19 protein-coding genes are annotated in these 14,968 nt (G+C 55.3%); 12 read left to right on the forward strand and 7 right to left on the reverse strand.

The features are described from left to right. Window positions 1-569: 569 nt before the first annotated feature. The 4 genes from KW849_RS14300 to KW849_RS14315 all read right to left on the reverse strand — a co-directional run bounded on the left by KW849_RS14300 (window position 570) and on the right by KW849_RS14315 (window position 3,279). A complete protein-coding gene (locus tag KW849_RS14300; protein WP_218429961.1) occupies window positions 570-932 on the reverse strand; it encodes a histone-like nucleoid-structuring protein, MvaT/MvaU family in 363 nt (120 codons plus the stop codon). 316 nt (window positions 933-1,248) lie between these two features. Then, on the reverse strand, window positions 1,249-1,584 hold the full coding sequence (locus KW849_RS14305; RefSeq protein WP_218429962.1) for a hypothetical protein: 336 nt from the start codon (window positions 1,582-1,584) through the stop codon (window positions 1,249-1,251). Window positions 1,585-1,693: 109 nt separating this feature from the next. After that, window positions 1,694-2,467, reverse strand: coding sequence for a hypothetical protein (locus KW849_RS14310; RefSeq protein ID WP_218429963.1), 774 nt, complete (start codon window positions 2,465-2,467; stop codon window positions 1,694-1,696). Between the two features lie 11 nt (window positions 2,468-2,478). Continuing rightward, window positions 2,479-3,279, reverse strand: a complete 801-nt coding sequence (locus KW849_RS14315; protein WP_256357224.1) for a phosphoadenosine phosphosulfate reductase family protein — start codon at window positions 3,277-3,279, stop codon at window positions 2,479-2,481. A gap of 281 nt (window positions 3,280-3,560) precedes the next feature. On the opposite strand from KW849_RS14315, the gene KW849_RS14320 reads away from it, so the two are divergent. Together KW849_RS14320 and KW849_RS14325 are read left to right on the forward strand one after the other, a co-directional pair. Continuing rightward, window positions 3,561-4,142: a hypothetical protein gene (locus KW849_RS14320; RefSeq protein WP_218429964.1), complete on the forward strand. Its 582-nt coding sequence runs from the start codon at window positions 3,561-3,563 to the stop codon at window positions 4,140-4,142. Beyond that, window positions 4,135-4,644 carry a hypothetical protein gene (locus KW849_RS14325; protein ID WP_218429965.1) on the forward strand — a complete coding sequence of 170 codons (510 nt, stop codon included), beginning with the start codon at window positions 4,135-4,137 and terminating at the stop codon, window positions 4,642-4,644. The genes KW849_RS14320 and KW849_RS14325 overlap by 8 nt, the downstream gene beginning before the upstream one ends. Before the next feature lie 486 nt (window positions 4,645-5,130). Here the strand turns inward: KW849_RS14325 and KW849_RS14330 are convergent, their stop codons facing one another. Then, complete coding sequence (locus KW849_RS14330; RefSeq protein WP_218429966.1) at window positions 5,131-5,466, reverse strand: hypothetical protein; 336 nt, start codon at window positions 5,464-5,466, stop codon at window positions 5,131-5,133. A gap of 188 nt (window positions 5,467-5,654) precedes the next feature. Between KW849_RS14330 and KW849_RS14335 the strand changes: the two genes are divergently transcribed. Both KW849_RS14335 and KW849_RS14340 read left to right on the forward strand, forming a co-directional pair. Next, the gene (locus KW849_RS14335) at window positions 5,655-6,014 is read left to right on the forward strand and encodes a hypothetical protein (protein ID WP_218429967.1); all 360 of its coding nucleotides are present in this window, start codon (window positions 5,655-5,657) and stop codon (window positions 6,012-6,014) included. Between the two features lie 62 nt (window positions 6,015-6,076). Continuing rightward, window positions 6,077-6,997 carry a hypothetical protein gene (locus KW849_RS14340; RefSeq protein WP_218429968.1) on the forward strand — a complete coding sequence of 307 codons (921 nt, stop codon included), beginning with the start codon at window positions 6,077-6,079 and terminating at the stop codon, window positions 6,995-6,997. A gap of 181 nt (window positions 6,998-7,178) precedes the next feature. Here the strand turns inward: KW849_RS14340 and KW849_RS14345 are convergent, their stop codons facing one another. Then, window positions 7,179-7,424, reverse strand: coding sequence for an Arc family DNA-binding protein (locus KW849_RS14345; protein WP_218429969.1), 246 nt, complete (start codon window positions 7,422-7,424; stop codon window positions 7,179-7,181). A gap of 217 nt (window positions 7,425-7,641) precedes the next feature. Here KW849_RS14345 and KW849_RS14350 point away from each other — a divergent pair, with 217 nt between their 5' ends. The 5 genes from KW849_RS14350 (at window position 7,642) to KW849_RS14370 (ending at window position 10,921) form a co-directional block, all read left to right on the forward strand. Beyond that, window positions 7,642-8,085: a hypothetical protein gene (locus tag KW849_RS14350; protein ID WP_218429970.1), complete on the forward strand. Its 444-nt coding sequence runs from the start codon at window positions 7,642-7,644 to the stop codon at window positions 8,083-8,085. A 135-nt stretch (window positions 8,086-8,220) separates the two neighbouring features. Continuing rightward, the gene (locus KW849_RS14355; RefSeq protein WP_218429971.1) at window positions 8,221-8,823 is read left to right on the forward strand and encodes a hypothetical protein; all 603 of its coding nucleotides are present in this window, start codon (window positions 8,221-8,223) and stop codon (window positions 8,821-8,823) included. Window positions 8,824-8,911: 88 nt separating this feature from the next. After that, window positions 8,912-9,856, forward strand: coding sequence for a DsbA family protein (locus KW849_RS14360; protein ID WP_218429972.1), 945 nt, complete (start codon window positions 8,912-8,914; stop codon window positions 9,854-9,856). Window positions 9,857-10,097: 241 nt separating this feature from the next. Continuing rightward, window positions 10,098-10,349, forward strand: a complete 252-nt coding sequence (locus KW849_RS14365; protein WP_218429973.1) for a hypothetical protein — start codon at window positions 10,098-10,100, stop codon at window positions 10,347-10,349. Next, a complete protein-coding gene (locus tag KW849_RS14370; RefSeq protein WP_218429974.1) occupies window positions 10,349-10,921 on the forward strand; it encodes a hypothetical protein in 573 nt (190 codons plus the stop codon). The genes KW849_RS14365 and KW849_RS14370 overlap by 1 nt, the downstream gene beginning before the upstream one ends. Before the next feature lie 12 nt (window positions 10,922-10,933). Here the strand turns inward: KW849_RS14370 and KW849_RS14375 are convergent, their stop codons facing one another. After that, window positions 10,934-12,406 (reverse strand): 3'-5' exonuclease, encoded by a 1,473-nt coding sequence (locus tag KW849_RS14375; RefSeq protein WP_218429975.1) that lies wholly within the window; start codon window positions 12,404-12,406, stop codon window positions 10,934-10,936. Between the two features lie 185 nt (window positions 12,407-12,591). On the opposite strand from KW849_RS14375, the gene KW849_RS14380 reads away from it, so the two are divergent. The 3 genes from KW849_RS14380 to KW849_RS14390 all read left to right on the forward strand — a co-directional run bounded on the left by KW849_RS14380 (window position 12,592) and on the right by KW849_RS14390 (window position 14,894). Then, window positions 12,592-13,629, forward strand: a complete 1,038-nt coding sequence (locus KW849_RS14380) for a M50 family metallopeptidase (protein WP_218429976.1) — start codon at window positions 12,592-12,594, stop codon at window positions 13,627-13,629. Window positions 13,630-13,804: 175 nt separating this feature from the next. Beyond that, a complete protein-coding gene (locus tag KW849_RS14385) occupies window positions 13,805-14,230 on the forward strand; it encodes a hypothetical protein (protein ID WP_218429977.1) in 426 nt (141 codons plus the stop codon). Further along, window positions 14,202-14,894 (forward strand): hypothetical protein, encoded by a 693-nt coding sequence (locus KW849_RS14390; RefSeq protein ID WP_218429978.1) that lies wholly within the window; start codon window positions 14,202-14,204, stop codon window positions 14,892-14,894. The genes KW849_RS14385 and KW849_RS14390 overlap by 29 nt, the downstream gene beginning before the upstream one ends. Window positions 14,895-14,968: the final 74 nt, after the last annotated feature.

Genomic DNA, 14,968 nt, shown 5'->3' on the forward strand with positions numbered 1-14,968 from the left:
CGGGACTAAAAGCATCCCGAGGCACCGACTGCGGACCTCGCTGACCAAGTTTGAAAAACCTTGGCCCGGAACTACACCGAAGTGTTGAGTTCCCGCTTACTGACAGCGGCAGCCATCTGGACGTCTAGAATTTGTTCCTGCGTGAGCAGGAGCAATGACTCACCTTGGAGGCATTGCTAATAGGGTGTCGATAAATGTTGGATATCTGAAGCCAGCACCTGAAATCGGACCAGGTCACGGCATTTGAATATGGGTTGTTGGTTCAGCTGCATGAACGAAGCGGCTTTTATGCGGCGAGGTTCAAACAGCTTTAGAATGTGGGCGAGGCTGAATCCTGAAGGTTCAGGACGGGGCCAAAACAATCGAAAAAAACGCTAGGTAGGTGCTGCAAGCAGCTTGGCTTTCGCCGATCTGGTGAGCAAGCACCAGAGGATGAGTGGGCATAATGCCAGTGGGGCCCTCAGCAGGCAAGCGGTGACCCGAGTGTTTCGCTGGCTATCCCCCTGTGAGCGTCGGACATAAAAAACCCCTGAAGACAGGGGTTTTGGTTTTGCTTGTCGGCGCCAGAGTTAGCCGCGCAACCAGGAATCAACTGTGGCAGCACCGTACTGCTCTTTCCAGGCCTTCAGGCCGCGGTGGTTGCCGCCCTTGGTTTCAATCAGCTCGCCGGTATGCGGGTTCTGATAAACCCTGACCGCACGGGCGCGACGGATCTTAGGTGCTGCCTGCTGCCGGCTGGATTTGGCCGGGTGAGGGTCGAGGAGGTTGATAACGTCGCGCAGACTTTTTTGATATTCACCCATCAGTTTGCGCAGCTTTTCTTCGAACTCCAGCTCGGTTTTCAGGCGGTCATCGTTGCTCAGCTGTGCCAATCGGCTTTGCAACTCCTTGATGGCTTCTTCCGTTGTACGGTACTCGTGGATCAGGGACATCGTAGTTCTCCAAGATATCTTCAAACCGAGGTTGTTGGGATAAACGCAATGGGATCGGTTTTAGAGCGACCTATTTGGTCGGCGGGCTTCTCTTACAGAATCTTACACCTGGGGCAGGAGATCAATCGGTTAGTTTGCGTACATAAGCGTCGCAGATTGGAACTGTAGTTGTTCATCATCAGCTCGCACACGACAATCGCTCGGCACTGGAAAAGATTCTTTTGAGTCTGTCAGCTTTAGAAAAAATACAACTCTGTTGCATATGGCGGCAACAAAAATGCCCGCGAGTGCGGGCAGGTGTGGAACGGATTTTCCGTTACTGGGCCTGGCGATAGAATAAGGTCGGTGAAGGCTCGATTATCAGAGCGTCATCCTTCGTTGAATAAAAAATCCTGGGGCCGATTCCTGTCTTTGCGTTTAAGTAGCCGTCCTCCACCTCACCGACACTTACCCCGAGCACTGTATTATTTTTTGCAAGCTCCTTAACGGTAAAGTGGTGGCCATTTTGATCGATGACCAACTTCAATCCGCCGCCGCCGGATTCATTGCTCCACGTACCAACGTATTTGCTGGAACCGCTGGAGGTTTCAGTAGGATCAGAGCAGCCCGCCATTGAAAGAGCTAGTGTTAATCCCAGCAAAACATGCTTCATTTCGATTGTCCTTTGATTCACGGGTGCTGCCTGCGCGTTACCCTTTTAGCTTCTTGATTTGAAGCCTTCGATTCATTACCTGGATGCGGATGTGGTGAGCCGTGTAGGGCTAGCGTGGGCATTGAGACAGATCGCGTGCGAAGTAGTATTCAAGGCTTGTTTCGACAGCATCTCGGTTGATCACCGCTAGTGCTGCACGATCAAGCATCTTGTTGGTTTCTTTGCTATGGGCCCACAGACACACTGTGGGTGATAGCGGCACCGCCCAAAGCTTGTAGAAGTTATCTGGCACGATGAACTCGCCCGCGCCCTCTCTGGCACGGAGCACTTGCCACAGTGCACCACGCAACATTTGGACCGAGTCGCTTAGATTGAGTCTAATGGTGGGGGCCACCAGCAAACGACTCGCCATTGTAAGATCGGGGCGAATACATCCAATACCTTCGAGCTCCATGATCTCTTGCTCGTCCTTCGTGTACTCGCGTGCGACCGCCAGCGCACCGTAGTCTGCCAGGCTTTGATCGGCGATGCGGAATTGCTTGTGGCGCGCACGGATGTTCCATAGGCAGTAGAACTCGTTGATCACCTCCGCTTCGCTCGCCCCAAACCGGTGGATTTTCCCTGAGAGAATCTCTCCTGCCAGCTCTTGGAAAGCATCCTCCACCCCCTTCATGAACCCCGTTTCAGCTTTCTGATCCCACACCCGTTGGGCGCAGAAAAACTGATCCTTTGGCTTCACCGGGATAACCTTTTGAGTCCGCTTATGGAAAACCTGGACGCTTCCCCGGGCGCCGGCAAAACGGGCGATGCTTGCGCTGGGAAACGTGTGCTGGTTCACCGTTAGTCTGCGAGGATTGCCTTTCTGGGGGGCTTCAAATGTCATTGCGTCGGTTCCTATGCCGCCAGTTCAACGAGCGGGATGCGATTCATATGCATGGTGTAACCCGTGCGCTGCTCAAGCTCAACATACTGCTCAAACAGCTCAGGACGCTCAGTCCGACCATTACGAAGGTCAGTCTTGGAAGCCATTATGCAAAAAACGCAGCTTAGCCTGTCATTTCCCAAGGCATAGGCGTAGTGAGGTTTCTGGCCAGCTACCGCGATGGCGTCGAAAACCTCCGTCGCACTCATATCATGGATCGGTAGCCATTCGAACCATGTATGTACTGAGTTGCTTATTCCCATGCGGCTGAACGCGGCCCGCTTGGCACGGCCAGGTGATTCCTGAGCACGCAGACCTAGGCAGTTCACGATGGACTTGAATCCGTTAGCCTTGGCGTATCGCCGCACTTCACGCTGGATCGGGCCGCGCTTCAGGTCACTGGTGCACTGGCGAGTTGAGGCAGAAGGCCAACTTGGAACTTCGGGGCGACTCTCAAACCGGCGCTCGACCATTTCAAGCAGTGTCTTGGAGGCCTTGGCCACGATGAAGGGCAGTGCAGCGTCGGCCGCTTGATCCCGGGCCAACTCCATTGCACCAGGCCACTCCATTGCTCCCAGCGAAGCGTGAACGACAAGCAGTTGGGACGCTGGCACGCGCTCCAGCAGGCGGATCAGCTGAACCTGCGAATCCTTGCCTCCAGAATGATTCGCCACAAACAGCGCGCCACTCTCGATCAGCCGGTCGACTTCATCTACCCAGAAGGGGCGAATACCCACTTCATCGCCAAACAACATCCGCAGCTGAACACTCATGGGTTTTCCTCAGTACTGGTAGGCGAAGTATCGGCACATCGCCAAACCTCAACTCGATGTGGCAATTCTCCCACGGCAATGGGATATGCAAGCCCCAAACCACGCCCTCAAACCATCAGGTCAAAGCCAGTACCTGCAAATAGATCCGCCGATGGTGTCTTGATCTTCAACCAGATAGGGGATCGGCCGCCTTCAACAGATCGCTCAAGGAAAAGCTGTTACCCCTGAACTTGCATTTTCAAAACTGGTGTCAACATGACGCCAAATATTGGAGGTGCTCTATGACAACCGAATCTCTCAGTCATGACCTAGCGGCCCTGGTCAAAGCTGTCCCCACTCTGCATCTAACGCCAGGCGAGCTTGAGGGCGGAGCGCCAGCAATCTTTGCCGGCAATGACCCCGTATTTCGCTGCAGGTCTACTGATCTCGGTCACCGGTATGCAGCCTTGGCGGTGATGGTGTTTGAACGACTGGCGGCAGGCATTGAAATGCCAGTTGCTGGTGCTTCGAGCAAGGCGGATCAGGCGGCTAATTATGTGGGCCCAGCAGCTGTGCACGCCGACCTGGCTCAATGCGTCTCCGCGGTTTTGTCATTGCAACCGGAGCTCGCATCCAAGGTGCCCATGTGGACAAAGTTGGTGGTCGCGGCCGTGACGCCCTTCATGGCTGGGGTAGAAAACGCCGGCCCTGAGTTTCCGAGCTCTGGAGAAGTTGCTGAGGCCCGGGACAAGCCCCAAGAAGTGCACCACAAGGCGATTCATGGATTCATCTCTTGGCTAACCGACTCGGGTAAGCCGGGCGAACAATTCTCACTTGAGCGGCTCGCTGAGCTCGCTGGGGAATGGGAAGCAAAACATGCTTGAACAACACACAACCGCACCTGTGGTTTGGCCTGACTACACGGATTCCGCGCCAGAGCTGTTGACCCTTGTTAAGGGGTTTCTTGAGGAGGCTCACGCGAAGCACAAGCTCAATCGTGGGGAGCCCGTAAAAACGACCAGCAATGGTTCACAGCGCTTAATCTCGTGTGATTCCGTCCTCTCGCAAGTTCAGTACAGGCCGGACCGCTATAACGCTTTGCGATTTGATTTCAGCCTTTACATGGGCCATGGACTGTATGGAACGATCGGCACCATCAGCGTGATATCCGCGCTGCGCCTGGAGCTACTGTCCAGGGTAGGAGCGGTCGTTGACCAATCTAAATTCTCCATCATGGCCACAGGTTTTGAAGCGGTCCTGAGCAACGGGTCGCTTCGGGTTGATAGTGAGATGAAGGCCGCGGGGGCAGTGCTCAAGGCGCATCTGTGGGTTCGTGCCAGCGCTCTGGACCCTACCCTGCGGCCAGAGTATTCTTTCGTCTCCTAATGCATGACTGCAGATTGATCTGCCGACATGAGGCCACCTGGCCACCAGCTGTGTTACAGCAACCATCAACCCTTGCGGGCTCTTTCCCGCTCGGGGAGGGACTCGTGAATTTCCATGGAGTCCCAATGAAAAGTTCCCAATTTCTGGTCTTGGCAGCGATCGTTATGTCCGGTTGCGTTGACATGCCCCCGGCCGAGCACTCGTCGACCTCCGTCCTTTCTCGAACCATTCCCGTGTGCCAGCAGTACGGTGGCCCATACCAGTGTCAGTGGATTGAACTGACCCCTCAGCAAGCGATCCCCGTGCGGCCTTCGGATCTTCGAATCGTCCTCTAACCGCAAATGACATCTCAAACCCATGTGGTGTTTCACTTCCCGCTTGGGGCGTGGCATCGCTCTACTCTGAAGCAGGTAATCTGTCTGCTGTAGCGTCTGACATCACAAAGTAATTAAACCCCCGGTCACGTCTGTGGCTGGGGTTTTTTTTTTAGGTTGCGGGCCGGTACTTAGCAAGCTTGAACAGGCCCTGCCCGATTCTCCATGCGGACCAGATGAACCAACTGGTGAGGACGAGGTAGCCAAGGCCCAGCTTAACGGTAAGCCCACCCATCCCAACCCAGAGCAGACTCCAGCAACAGATTCGGAGTTGGTGGCGAAAGTGCGTCGCCAGAATTTCATCAGGGCATTTCTTGTAGAGGAGGGCAATGACTGCCCCGACTAGAGCTGTGATCCCGAAGAAATACCCGGAGATGTAGAGCAGGTAGATCAGCGCCGCAACACGCTCAGCAGGCAAGGCGCGGGCTATGTGATTTTTGACCGTCATTCGTACTCGTCCATAAAGTAATGTGGATGTGCAGGGTGGCGGTTCGTCTGCACTCGGATTCGCACCATAGTCACATTCCCCCACTAGGCGCATCGGCCGTGTTTGCCCCGCCCCAAGGAGCAAACCCAAGCTCACAACTTTGTGACACCTGAGACCATAAGCGTCATCTTTGAGCTATGGAAACCATAATGATGAGCAATCAAACAGATGCTGGTTTGGGCAATTCTGCCGACTCTGAACACCCGCAAGAAGGCGAGAAATCGTTGAGCGAGCCAGGAGCCCGGACCGGAACCTATCTCCTGGTCTGCAAATGGATTGGAGGTTTAGCGTTCTACGTGTTTATGGCCTATCTATTGGTCACAGCAGTAAACGAGTGGAATCAAGTGGCCTCCGTCGATGAAATTCGGGCAGTGATTGTCGAGTCGGGTTGTGCGAAAAAAATGCTCGCTGATGCGAATCGCGAGGGGCGAGAAATTACTCATCGGGATCTGAAAAAGGTAAGCGATCTCTGTGTACCTGTTGATCAGCAGAGCAAAGCGTTCGACTAGATCCAGTTTGCACTTTACCGGCCCTGTGGTCTCATTTAGAAAAACCAAAGAGAGGTCCAAGGATGAAGTCCATCGGATACACACTGATCGCCGCAGGTATCGCTTCCCTGGGTGGGTGCGCCGCGTATGACGGCGCCAAAAAGGCCCAAGTAGAAGGACTGGACACCGCACAGTCAGCGTCAGTCCAATACGAGTTTCGTGCGGCTGACGAGATGACCATCAAACACGCTAACAGCGAGCCTCAGAAATTTGCCAGCACTGCAACGGCGACCGACAAGGTCTTTGCTGTGATGGGGATGCCGTCGTTAAAGGCCGCTCCGGCCGGCTCGTTTACAGGCACTCAGTTGCGGCAGTCGACCAAGGAGGAAACGATCCGCTACATGTCGACTGACTCGTCTCGTCCGGGCTCGACTGGCAAGGATCTCGAAGCCATTGGCTTAAACGCTATCGGTGGTGATGTAGGTGGTGCCGGTATGGTGCTTAGCCTGGTGGCCGGCTCACCAAAGTTCGATCCTCGCGTCACTCAGGGTTATGTTGTCTGCTTCATGCCTAAGGTCGATGGCCAGGACATGGCGGTTGCTGTGGCAGGATGCGGATCGCGGATGGAAGCGATGTTTACCAAGACGGTGGTCGACGTTACCAAATCGTATGATCTCCCGAACGGACAATTCCGATTGGGCAAAATTGAAACCCCGGCGGGCCTGAAGGCGGCCAAAGTCTTCATGGGGCACCGAGGCATCCTTGCTGCTGATGGCTATGCCCCAGTGGATCGTGGTGGTTACCCTGCTCGAATCGTGGCTATCCCTGTTGGGCACGAAACCACGAACGGCTCGGCCTCTGGGTCGCTCTTCGACTCGGTTGTGCTCAAAACCCGTGGTGAAGTGACGTCTGAGCAACTGGCAACCGCGCTTTCCAAGAACCTGCCGAAGGACACGGCCTTTTATCTGCCTGACAGTGAGCGTGGACCATCTGCGTTCTATTGAGGCTGTGTCCGCCGTGCTGTTGGGTCCCTAATCAATCTCGGACAATAAAATCGCCCTCCTCGTGAGGGCTTTTTTTGCGCTAGAAAACTTTGACCAACCATCTCTCTAGTGGAGGACGAAATTCGCGTGATGTGGTTCTGCGCCAGCAATGGTCTGCGGTACGTGGTCGGTAGAATATGGCTCAGGCAGGCAGCTCTTCCGTGGTCTGAATAGCAACGAGCTGGCGCTTCACGCTCGCAATGAGCAACTCCAGTTCGTCCAGTCCATCAAGGTACTGGGTCATTCCGTGAACAATCTCTTGGTTGATGCTTCGATTGTTTGCTCGTGCTTTCTCCCTGATCCGCTCGAAAAGCATCCCTGGCAGTCGCGCAGGAAACTTTGCGTCTGGACATTTTTCATCTGGGTCTGTCGTTGTCTTTCTTGTCATGCGTACTCCTGTTTTTGAAACGACCATGGCTCCATGGTCGTGTCGAAATTTAGGTCGAACTGAAAGAGTCTTATTGCGCACCCGATTGGGGTAACGGGCCTCGTTCAACATCGCCGGTAATATTCGTTGATACGCGTCATTGAGGGATTCGAATCCGCCCCAGTACATGGCCACCATAGGGCCACATTTAGCAGGTTGCATATTTCAAACTGTCGGCATGATTCAGGTGATAAAAAACACTCTGGAGGTTGATGTGACGAAAAGTGAAATTTTGCTCATGAGTGCCGAAGACTACATGTCCGACTCGCAGCTTCAGTTCTTCCGCGAACTGATCAACGCCCGTATCAGCGAGCTGCGGGTGCGTATCGGCGGTTGGCGGGAGGAGTTGGAGCGTTTGGAGACTGTTCCCGATCCTGGCGACGCCGCGACAATCGAAGAGCAGCGTCAAAAGGTAACCAGCTCGATCCGACGTGACTCATCGGCTCTGGATGAGCTCGTGGAGGCTCTCAGCCGGATTGAAGAAGGCAGCTACGGGTACTGTGAAACCGGGCCACAAATCGGGCTGCGCCGGTTGCTGGTACTGCCATCCGCCAAACTTTGCGTGGAAGAGCAGGAGCGCCGTGAGGCTCGAGACCGCCATCGGGCACGATTCGCCGCCTGAGAGGCATGGGGGGTGGCTTCCGTCATCGGTGGAGAGTTCAACCCCCACTTCCTAAAGCGTTCTGAGCGGATGTGAACGCAACCATCAGTCCAAAAGGGGCGAACCGCCACAGGCGCAACTCGCCCAGAGGTGATAATGGCCATTCAACTGTCAGACAACGGGACCATTAACTTGAAAGACCAGACCGCCCTCAGGGCAGAGCTGTTGTTGATGCGCAAAGAAGCCCGGTGTGTACTTCACCTTTTCGTCGAGGAGCGCCAGAAGTTGCGATCTGCCGAACGCGCGCTGGGAATTCTGGATGCGAAAGGGCAAGGGCAGGGACTCCCAAGGGATGACATCTTTGTGTATCAAAGCCATTTGGCACAAAGCCGCTTCATTGCCACGCGAATGAGTAACCTGGCGGTTACTCTCGGCGCATATGGCCACAGGTTGATTGTACTAATGGACGCACTCTCACCAATCTTGACGCGGGATCAGCGCCTGGATCTCGTTGGCGCTCAAGCGAAAAGCCTACCTGGTGCTGGGTGGACGACGGCTTCACTTGTTCAATTAGTGACTCGGTACAAGGCAGAAGATTCTTCTTCTTGTAGCCGCGGTGAAATGGGTCCGCTTCTGGCTTGTGTGTTGGCGTGTCGTGGCGAGCTGATAGTGGTTCCAAAAGAGGTGCGTCAGGCCACCCAAATCCACTCCCCGATACTGCCTTCAGTTGCATCTCTCATGCTTGTTGCCGCCCGGTAACCGAGCCAGTTTGAGGGGCTGATTAGCCCCTTTCGGTTCCCTCTGCTGAGTATCGTCTCCTGCACTAGATCCCACAGCAGGAACAGCCATGCTCAAGCTCAAACCGCTCATCCCGGCTATTGCCATTTCAGTCGTCCTCTCCCAGTTTGCAACCTTTGGCGGACTTGCGGCATTCAATGCCTTGCAGGGCGGTCGATACCTCGATGACAAGGTGGCCGCTGCAGTCGACGATCTTATTGTCCAGCGCGAGCTTAAGGAAATTGAAGCGTATGCCAATGCCCAGTTCTCCCGGTACCCCAATGCAGTAGACGCAGTGCCCAATGACGCGCGCGTGTACGGTGACCTGAAAGCGCGGTTCACCCTGGCCGAGTTCTCTGATATGGAGTGTCCGTACTGCAAGCGCCTGCACCCAACGATGAAGGAAATTGTTGAACGTTCCAACGGTGCCGTTAACTGGCAATGGCGACATCTGCCGTTGCAGTTCCATAACCCGGCCGCCCACGATGAGGCAAAGGCCTCGGAGTGCTTTGCAGAGCAAAAAGGGAACAAGGGCTTTTGGGTTTTCCTAGACCAGGTGTTCGAGCTTTCCGCCGGCAACGGTGGCGGGGTTAAGGATTTGCCGGCCCTGGCCAAACGGCTGGGTGGCGACAAGGCGAAGTTCAACGAGTGCATGGCGAGTGAACGTCACAAGGACCGTATCAACGAGCACATGTTGATGGGCGAGAAGATTGGCGCCACCGGCACGCCTGCGACGATGGTCATCGACAATCTCACCGGGGAAAAGGAGTTTGTTAAAGGGGCTCAGCCGGCCAGCGCTTTCATTTCTATCATGAAGAAAATGATGGTCAGCGAACGAGCGGACGCTCAAGCCGATGAGCAGAAGCAGAAGGGTGAGCAGGTTGATGGTGGGGCCGTTGTGAGCGAACAGATCCTGGGCTACGGCGCTCGAGGCGATGCAGCGCCTGTAGTAGAGAAATCGGACCCAGAGGCGAATCCGTCCGAGGCACAGAACGCCGACTCGGATGAGCAGTAAGGCAGCGCTCTAAGCAGCTCTGTCGGTAGCAGGACTTGCATATTGGCTCTCTCGGTTAATTCTGGGGGAGCCATTTTGTTTGGAGAAAATCATGCCACACCAATGCGTCATAGCCATTCTGGGGACTTTGCCGGTCCGCGCCTTACCCTCGAAAACCATTGACCTATACGCTCGGGCATTTTCGGAGTTTCAGCTGCAGACAGGGCGACCTCCCTACCGTATGCCTGACCTGGCTATTGGAATGAGCCATTGCAGCGAGTGCGGGGCTCAGGTCGAGCCAGACTTGGTGATCGACGAGATCCTGCTGCAGATGAAGTCCTTAGAGTGCAACCAGGAATATCCGAAAACGGTTGAAGGGGCGATCGACGACTGGGTCCAGCATATCCAGGAATCCCTGGTAGAGGGGGGCGAGGTTGACCGTGCCCATCTGATGGACGCCAAGGGGCAGGTCAGCCTTGGCGGGATCCAGGGTGAAACCGGAGCCACCGTTTGATGAACAAGGTCAACTCCCATCCACGCCGGCCTGCATTTGGTGCGGCGATCATGAGACCCCTTGCCTATGCGTGCTTCTTCTATTTTGGCGTGGGCGACCTGTTTCCCACCGTCATGCGTCGCTTGGGCATACTTGAGGCTGCTTCGGTGCTATCTGGCGCTGGTGTGGCCATTTCAGTGACCTGCGCCGTGTACACGCTTGTAGGAGGAGTCAGATGGATTCGGTCTGGATGCCACTGGCAGGGGAAGGGTCTTTTCGCAGGCTTTCGCGTTGACCCCCGGGAAGACCTTCGAATTATTCCCCCGCTGAAGGGCGAGTTAAGTGAATCAAAAAAGGTTGAACTCCTGGCGCTCACCAAGATGGCAAGAGGGTGGGAGGAGCTCGAACACGAATTGAAGGTCCGCGGATTTCGCATGGTTCCCCATAGCCGAGACCTTTGCCTCGCGACGCTGGACTCGAACATCGAGGTGCTATGCACAATGTCGAGTTTGGGATTCGGCTCTAGCTACGAGTCTCTCTGCAAACGATTCGGGGCGTCACCGGATCACCTGGTGCCGCTCCGGGCGATATGAGGCACCGGTAATTCAAGCGCCTTGCACTTGTTTGGCGGCCATTTTTGCTAGGTATGCGTGTTCGCGCATGAGGCCGATCACGACTTGGTTGACCGCCAATTGCAACTTCGCGCGGGTGACCGCGACGTACAGCAAATTTAGCTCGTCCTCACGCGACCCATGGTCCATCTGTGGGTCCAGTGGGTCCGGGAAATCGTCCATCAGGGCGACATTGTCAAACTCAAGACCTTTCGAACGATGGGCGGTGGCCAGGATGATGTCGGCTTTGTCCTCGTCCTTTACGGTCATTGCCCTCATCTGCCCAAGCCTGTCTTCAAGGTCGTCATAGGCGTTGATGATCTTGATAGCCCGAACCATCTCGCGATCCTTCGTTTCCTCGGCGATGGTCAGGTACTGGTTCCAGTCACTGAACTCCTTCAGCAGCCGCTTGTTCTTGACCTTGTCAGTGCGGCCTTCGCTGAACCAATACAGGTCCTCGATGCTTGAGATCTGATACGAGTCAATTTTTCCGATCCAAAATACTTTTTTGCCGGCGGCGGTGTAGTCAAGCGCAGAAAGGATGACGCCCATAACCGTTCGATGGAGCAGTGCAGGACGTTTGGCGCTGCTGTCTAGGGTGGATCTAATTTTCGTCCGGGCGCCGGCGCCTATCACCGGTACCGTCTCGCCTTTGAAGCTCAAAATGATGTTGGCAAGGGCCGCTGTGGCTGGCCCAAATCGAAACGACCTGGTCAGACGAAGGTCAACGGCGTCGTCGAGGTCTGGATCATCCAGCGCGTTGTCAGAACCTCTGAAGCGATACAGTTCCTGGTGTTTATCACCGACAAAAATTTTCCTGCATGTTTGTTTCTTGATCAGGGCCAACGTCAGGCCGTTCAGGTCTTGGGCTTCATCGGCCAAGATCACATCGTAGGTTCTGCTGAGGTCAGGATTACTGAGCAAATAGAGCTTGAGGTAACCGTCGTGCAAAATGGGTACTGACATGTCCTCAGGGTCGATCATCCGCTCCCAAAGATACTCTGCAGACTTGAAGACATTGTCGATGAAGCTCGGTGGCATTTGCGAGCCAGGCATCCTTTTGACCATCGGGAGATGGCTTTCATGAAAGGTCTCAAGGGGGCTGCACAAAAAGTTATTTAGCGTTTCGACCACGGCTCTTACCACGGTCCAATCATTGGTATTCAGTACCTTGGCCATGTCCCCAAGGCGCAACGCTCCCTCAAGCTTATGCTCGTATTTTGCCCCATAGACCTTGTACGCCACCTGGTGTGTGGTCGCGCAATAGACGTTTTTAGGGAAGCGCTCTTTGGCCTCATCCTTGATGGCTTTGTTGTAAGCCAGGTACAGGTACCTGAGGCGGTTGTGCTTGCGCGAATAGCCTTCGAGGGAGGTCGTTTTGGACGCACCAGCAAATGCTCGGAGCCTTATGAGCGGTGCCGTGCAATTGAGAAATTCCAGCTGCTCCGATGTCCATTTAATGTCCACGGCCGTTCCCCTAGATTCGATCAGGCCAATCTAGCAAGGGGAGGGGGGCGCAGGTGGCGAGACTGAGCCAATAGGCGGGCTCGATGTGTGGAGGATGTTGGTGCCCTAGGGCGGGCATCAATGGCGCCCGCGGCGAGGTAAAGGGAAGTGAGAATGGGCGGCCCCCCACCTTCCGTGAGCCTCCAATGTTCAACGATTCAAACTGGCAACTGATCGTACAGTACCTGGCCTACATCTTCCTGATGCCGCCCTTGGTCATCCTGATTATGGACAGGCTGGTTCAGACGTTTGTCCGGAGCGTTTTCCCGTTCTACGCAGTCACAGGCGTTCTCGGTACACCCATTCATGAAATGGGGCATGTGTTGGCGTGTTTGATGTTCGGTTTGAAAATTACCAAAATCCGACTCTACTCACCCGACGCAGCCACGGGCCGACTGGGCTATGTCGCATTCAGCTATCGTCCGTCCTCAACACTTCACGCTGTCGGGCTGGTGGTGCAAGGCGTGGCTCCAATCTTTATGGCCTTCCTGCTGTTTGAGTACCTCTTTCCAGTTAACCCTGCCGTGGCTCCCTGGTTGGATGGTGAATTCCATCCATCTGTCTTTCTGGACGGTGTGGCAGGTGCATGGTCTCTGGTTTACGGGAACCTCAGCACCGGCGTGACAGGCATCGTGTGGAGTTTGGCCGCCCTGATCATCGCGATGCACTGCATACCTTCTTGGGCGGATATCCGTTTGGCCTTAAGGGGAGGGGGCGTGCTGCTGGTTATCGCGCTTGCTGCGTCATTCCTCCTCAAGATGGATATCGCGAGTCACCTTCCCAGTGTGGTGCGTAATGGCCTTGCTCACGCCCAGAGCGTGGCGGACGCGATGGGCATGAGGGCGCTTGAGTGGGTTATTTACGCGGTGACCATGGTTACGACTGTGGCTGTTGCCGGGGTAGCGTTCCTGCTGGTGGTGCCCTCGCTTGTCGCGATCGTTATTAAGCGCTTGCGAAACGGCAGGGTAGAGGCAAATCACCTTGCTGGAGGGCTGGACCTCGCCGGCGGCAGCAGCACGGTCGTTGGGCTTGATGCTCTTGGCAGGCCGGTAAACGTTGTTGCCGTCGAAAATAGGACATTGGAATTATCGTCGCCAGGACCTGTTAAGCGTGTGGATGGCCCACCCGGCGAACCAAATGGAATCGGCGTGCCTGCAGACCAAGCGGGTTTGCCCCGGCCGTAGGGCCTGTTTGGGGGCCGTGCGCCGGCAAGGCTCGCATATAGTCTTCTCACGTTATTAGCGAGTGCCATTAATGCGAGTTGTCGTACTGCTGACCCTGCTCCTGGCCTTACCCGCGACCGCAAGTGACCCAGTGTCACTAGAGGGGAGCATTGCAGATGCCATCTCTCGAGACGACATGGACGCTGCAGGTGTGGCATTGGTCGAGCTCAAGGAAATGGCTTGTAGCGGTAATCCTGAGGCCGCGGCGAAGATCGGCCGACTCTACCTCTTCGGCAACGGGCTGCTTGGACGGGACCTTGAAAAGGCGAAACCCTTTTTGCGGTTTGGGGCTGAGAGTGGAGCCCCACACGCAGCTGCTGACCTGGCGATCGCGATCGCAACAAACACTGCTGCTGCTGAGGAACTGCAGGAGGCGGCAAAGTGGGCGAAGGTTGCACGATACGTCGACGGCGAGGGTGCTTCAGATGTGGTTGTTCAACTGGTCAACTTGGCCGCAGCTGGTACTGATTTAACCGAAGGGGTTCAGCGAGGTGCTCGCTGGATTCAACTCTACCGAACTCGAGGTGTAACCGTTGAAGGATCTCCTTGTCAGCCTGGCTAGGTATGTGAAACCGGGATTCTGCATCATCGCTGCAGCGCTGCTTTTCAACGCCCTTTGTCAGATCTTGCTGCCGACGTTCAAGCCCCTGATCCTGGTCTATGGATTAGCGCTGCTGTTTGGCTTTCTCATGGTTGTCCAAGGCGTCGGTCGATGGGCAAGCTCCTGGATTGATGGCGGAACCAAGCGAGCCGGCTTCAAGGCCAGGTGCAATCACTTGTGGTCCATGGCTCCGCAACTGCATGACCATGCGCAAGACGGTGTAATGCAGGACCTAACGGTCCAACCGTTGCCAGACGATTTCAGCGGGCAGTGCTGGGCATTTGGGATCGATACCTCAGGTTACCCCGGGTATGAGGCGGTAGGTTACTTGCTGGTCAATGGCTCAATGCTGCACCTCGCGGTGGTAGCAGGGGTGCGTGGGAAATGGCACATCGATTCTTACTGTCGAGCAACATGCACCGTGGATGGTTCGGTGTTCACCATCCAAGCAATATGTGGTCCGTTGACCGGCTGGGTCGGTGTTGGTTCGATGCTAGGCATTAGTTTGGGTCAAGCAGGGGATGAGGGATTGCGCGGGGGGCCTTTCGGATACGTTCGAATTTCCAAGTGCGGTGTGCCACAGGTGCTTCACCGGTTTACCAGTTTGGTAAGTCCATCTAGGTGATCACGGCGTACACCCCCCAGATGAAAAGGACAGACCTTGGCAGCAACTGAAGCTACTGCCAAGGCAACCCCCAA

Origin of the sequence: Pseudomonas sp. PDM26 (genome assembly GCF_019219185.1) — a bacterium.
Lineage (GTDB): Bacteria > Pseudomonadota > Gammaproteobacteria > Pseudomonadales > Pseudomonadaceae > Aquipseudomonas.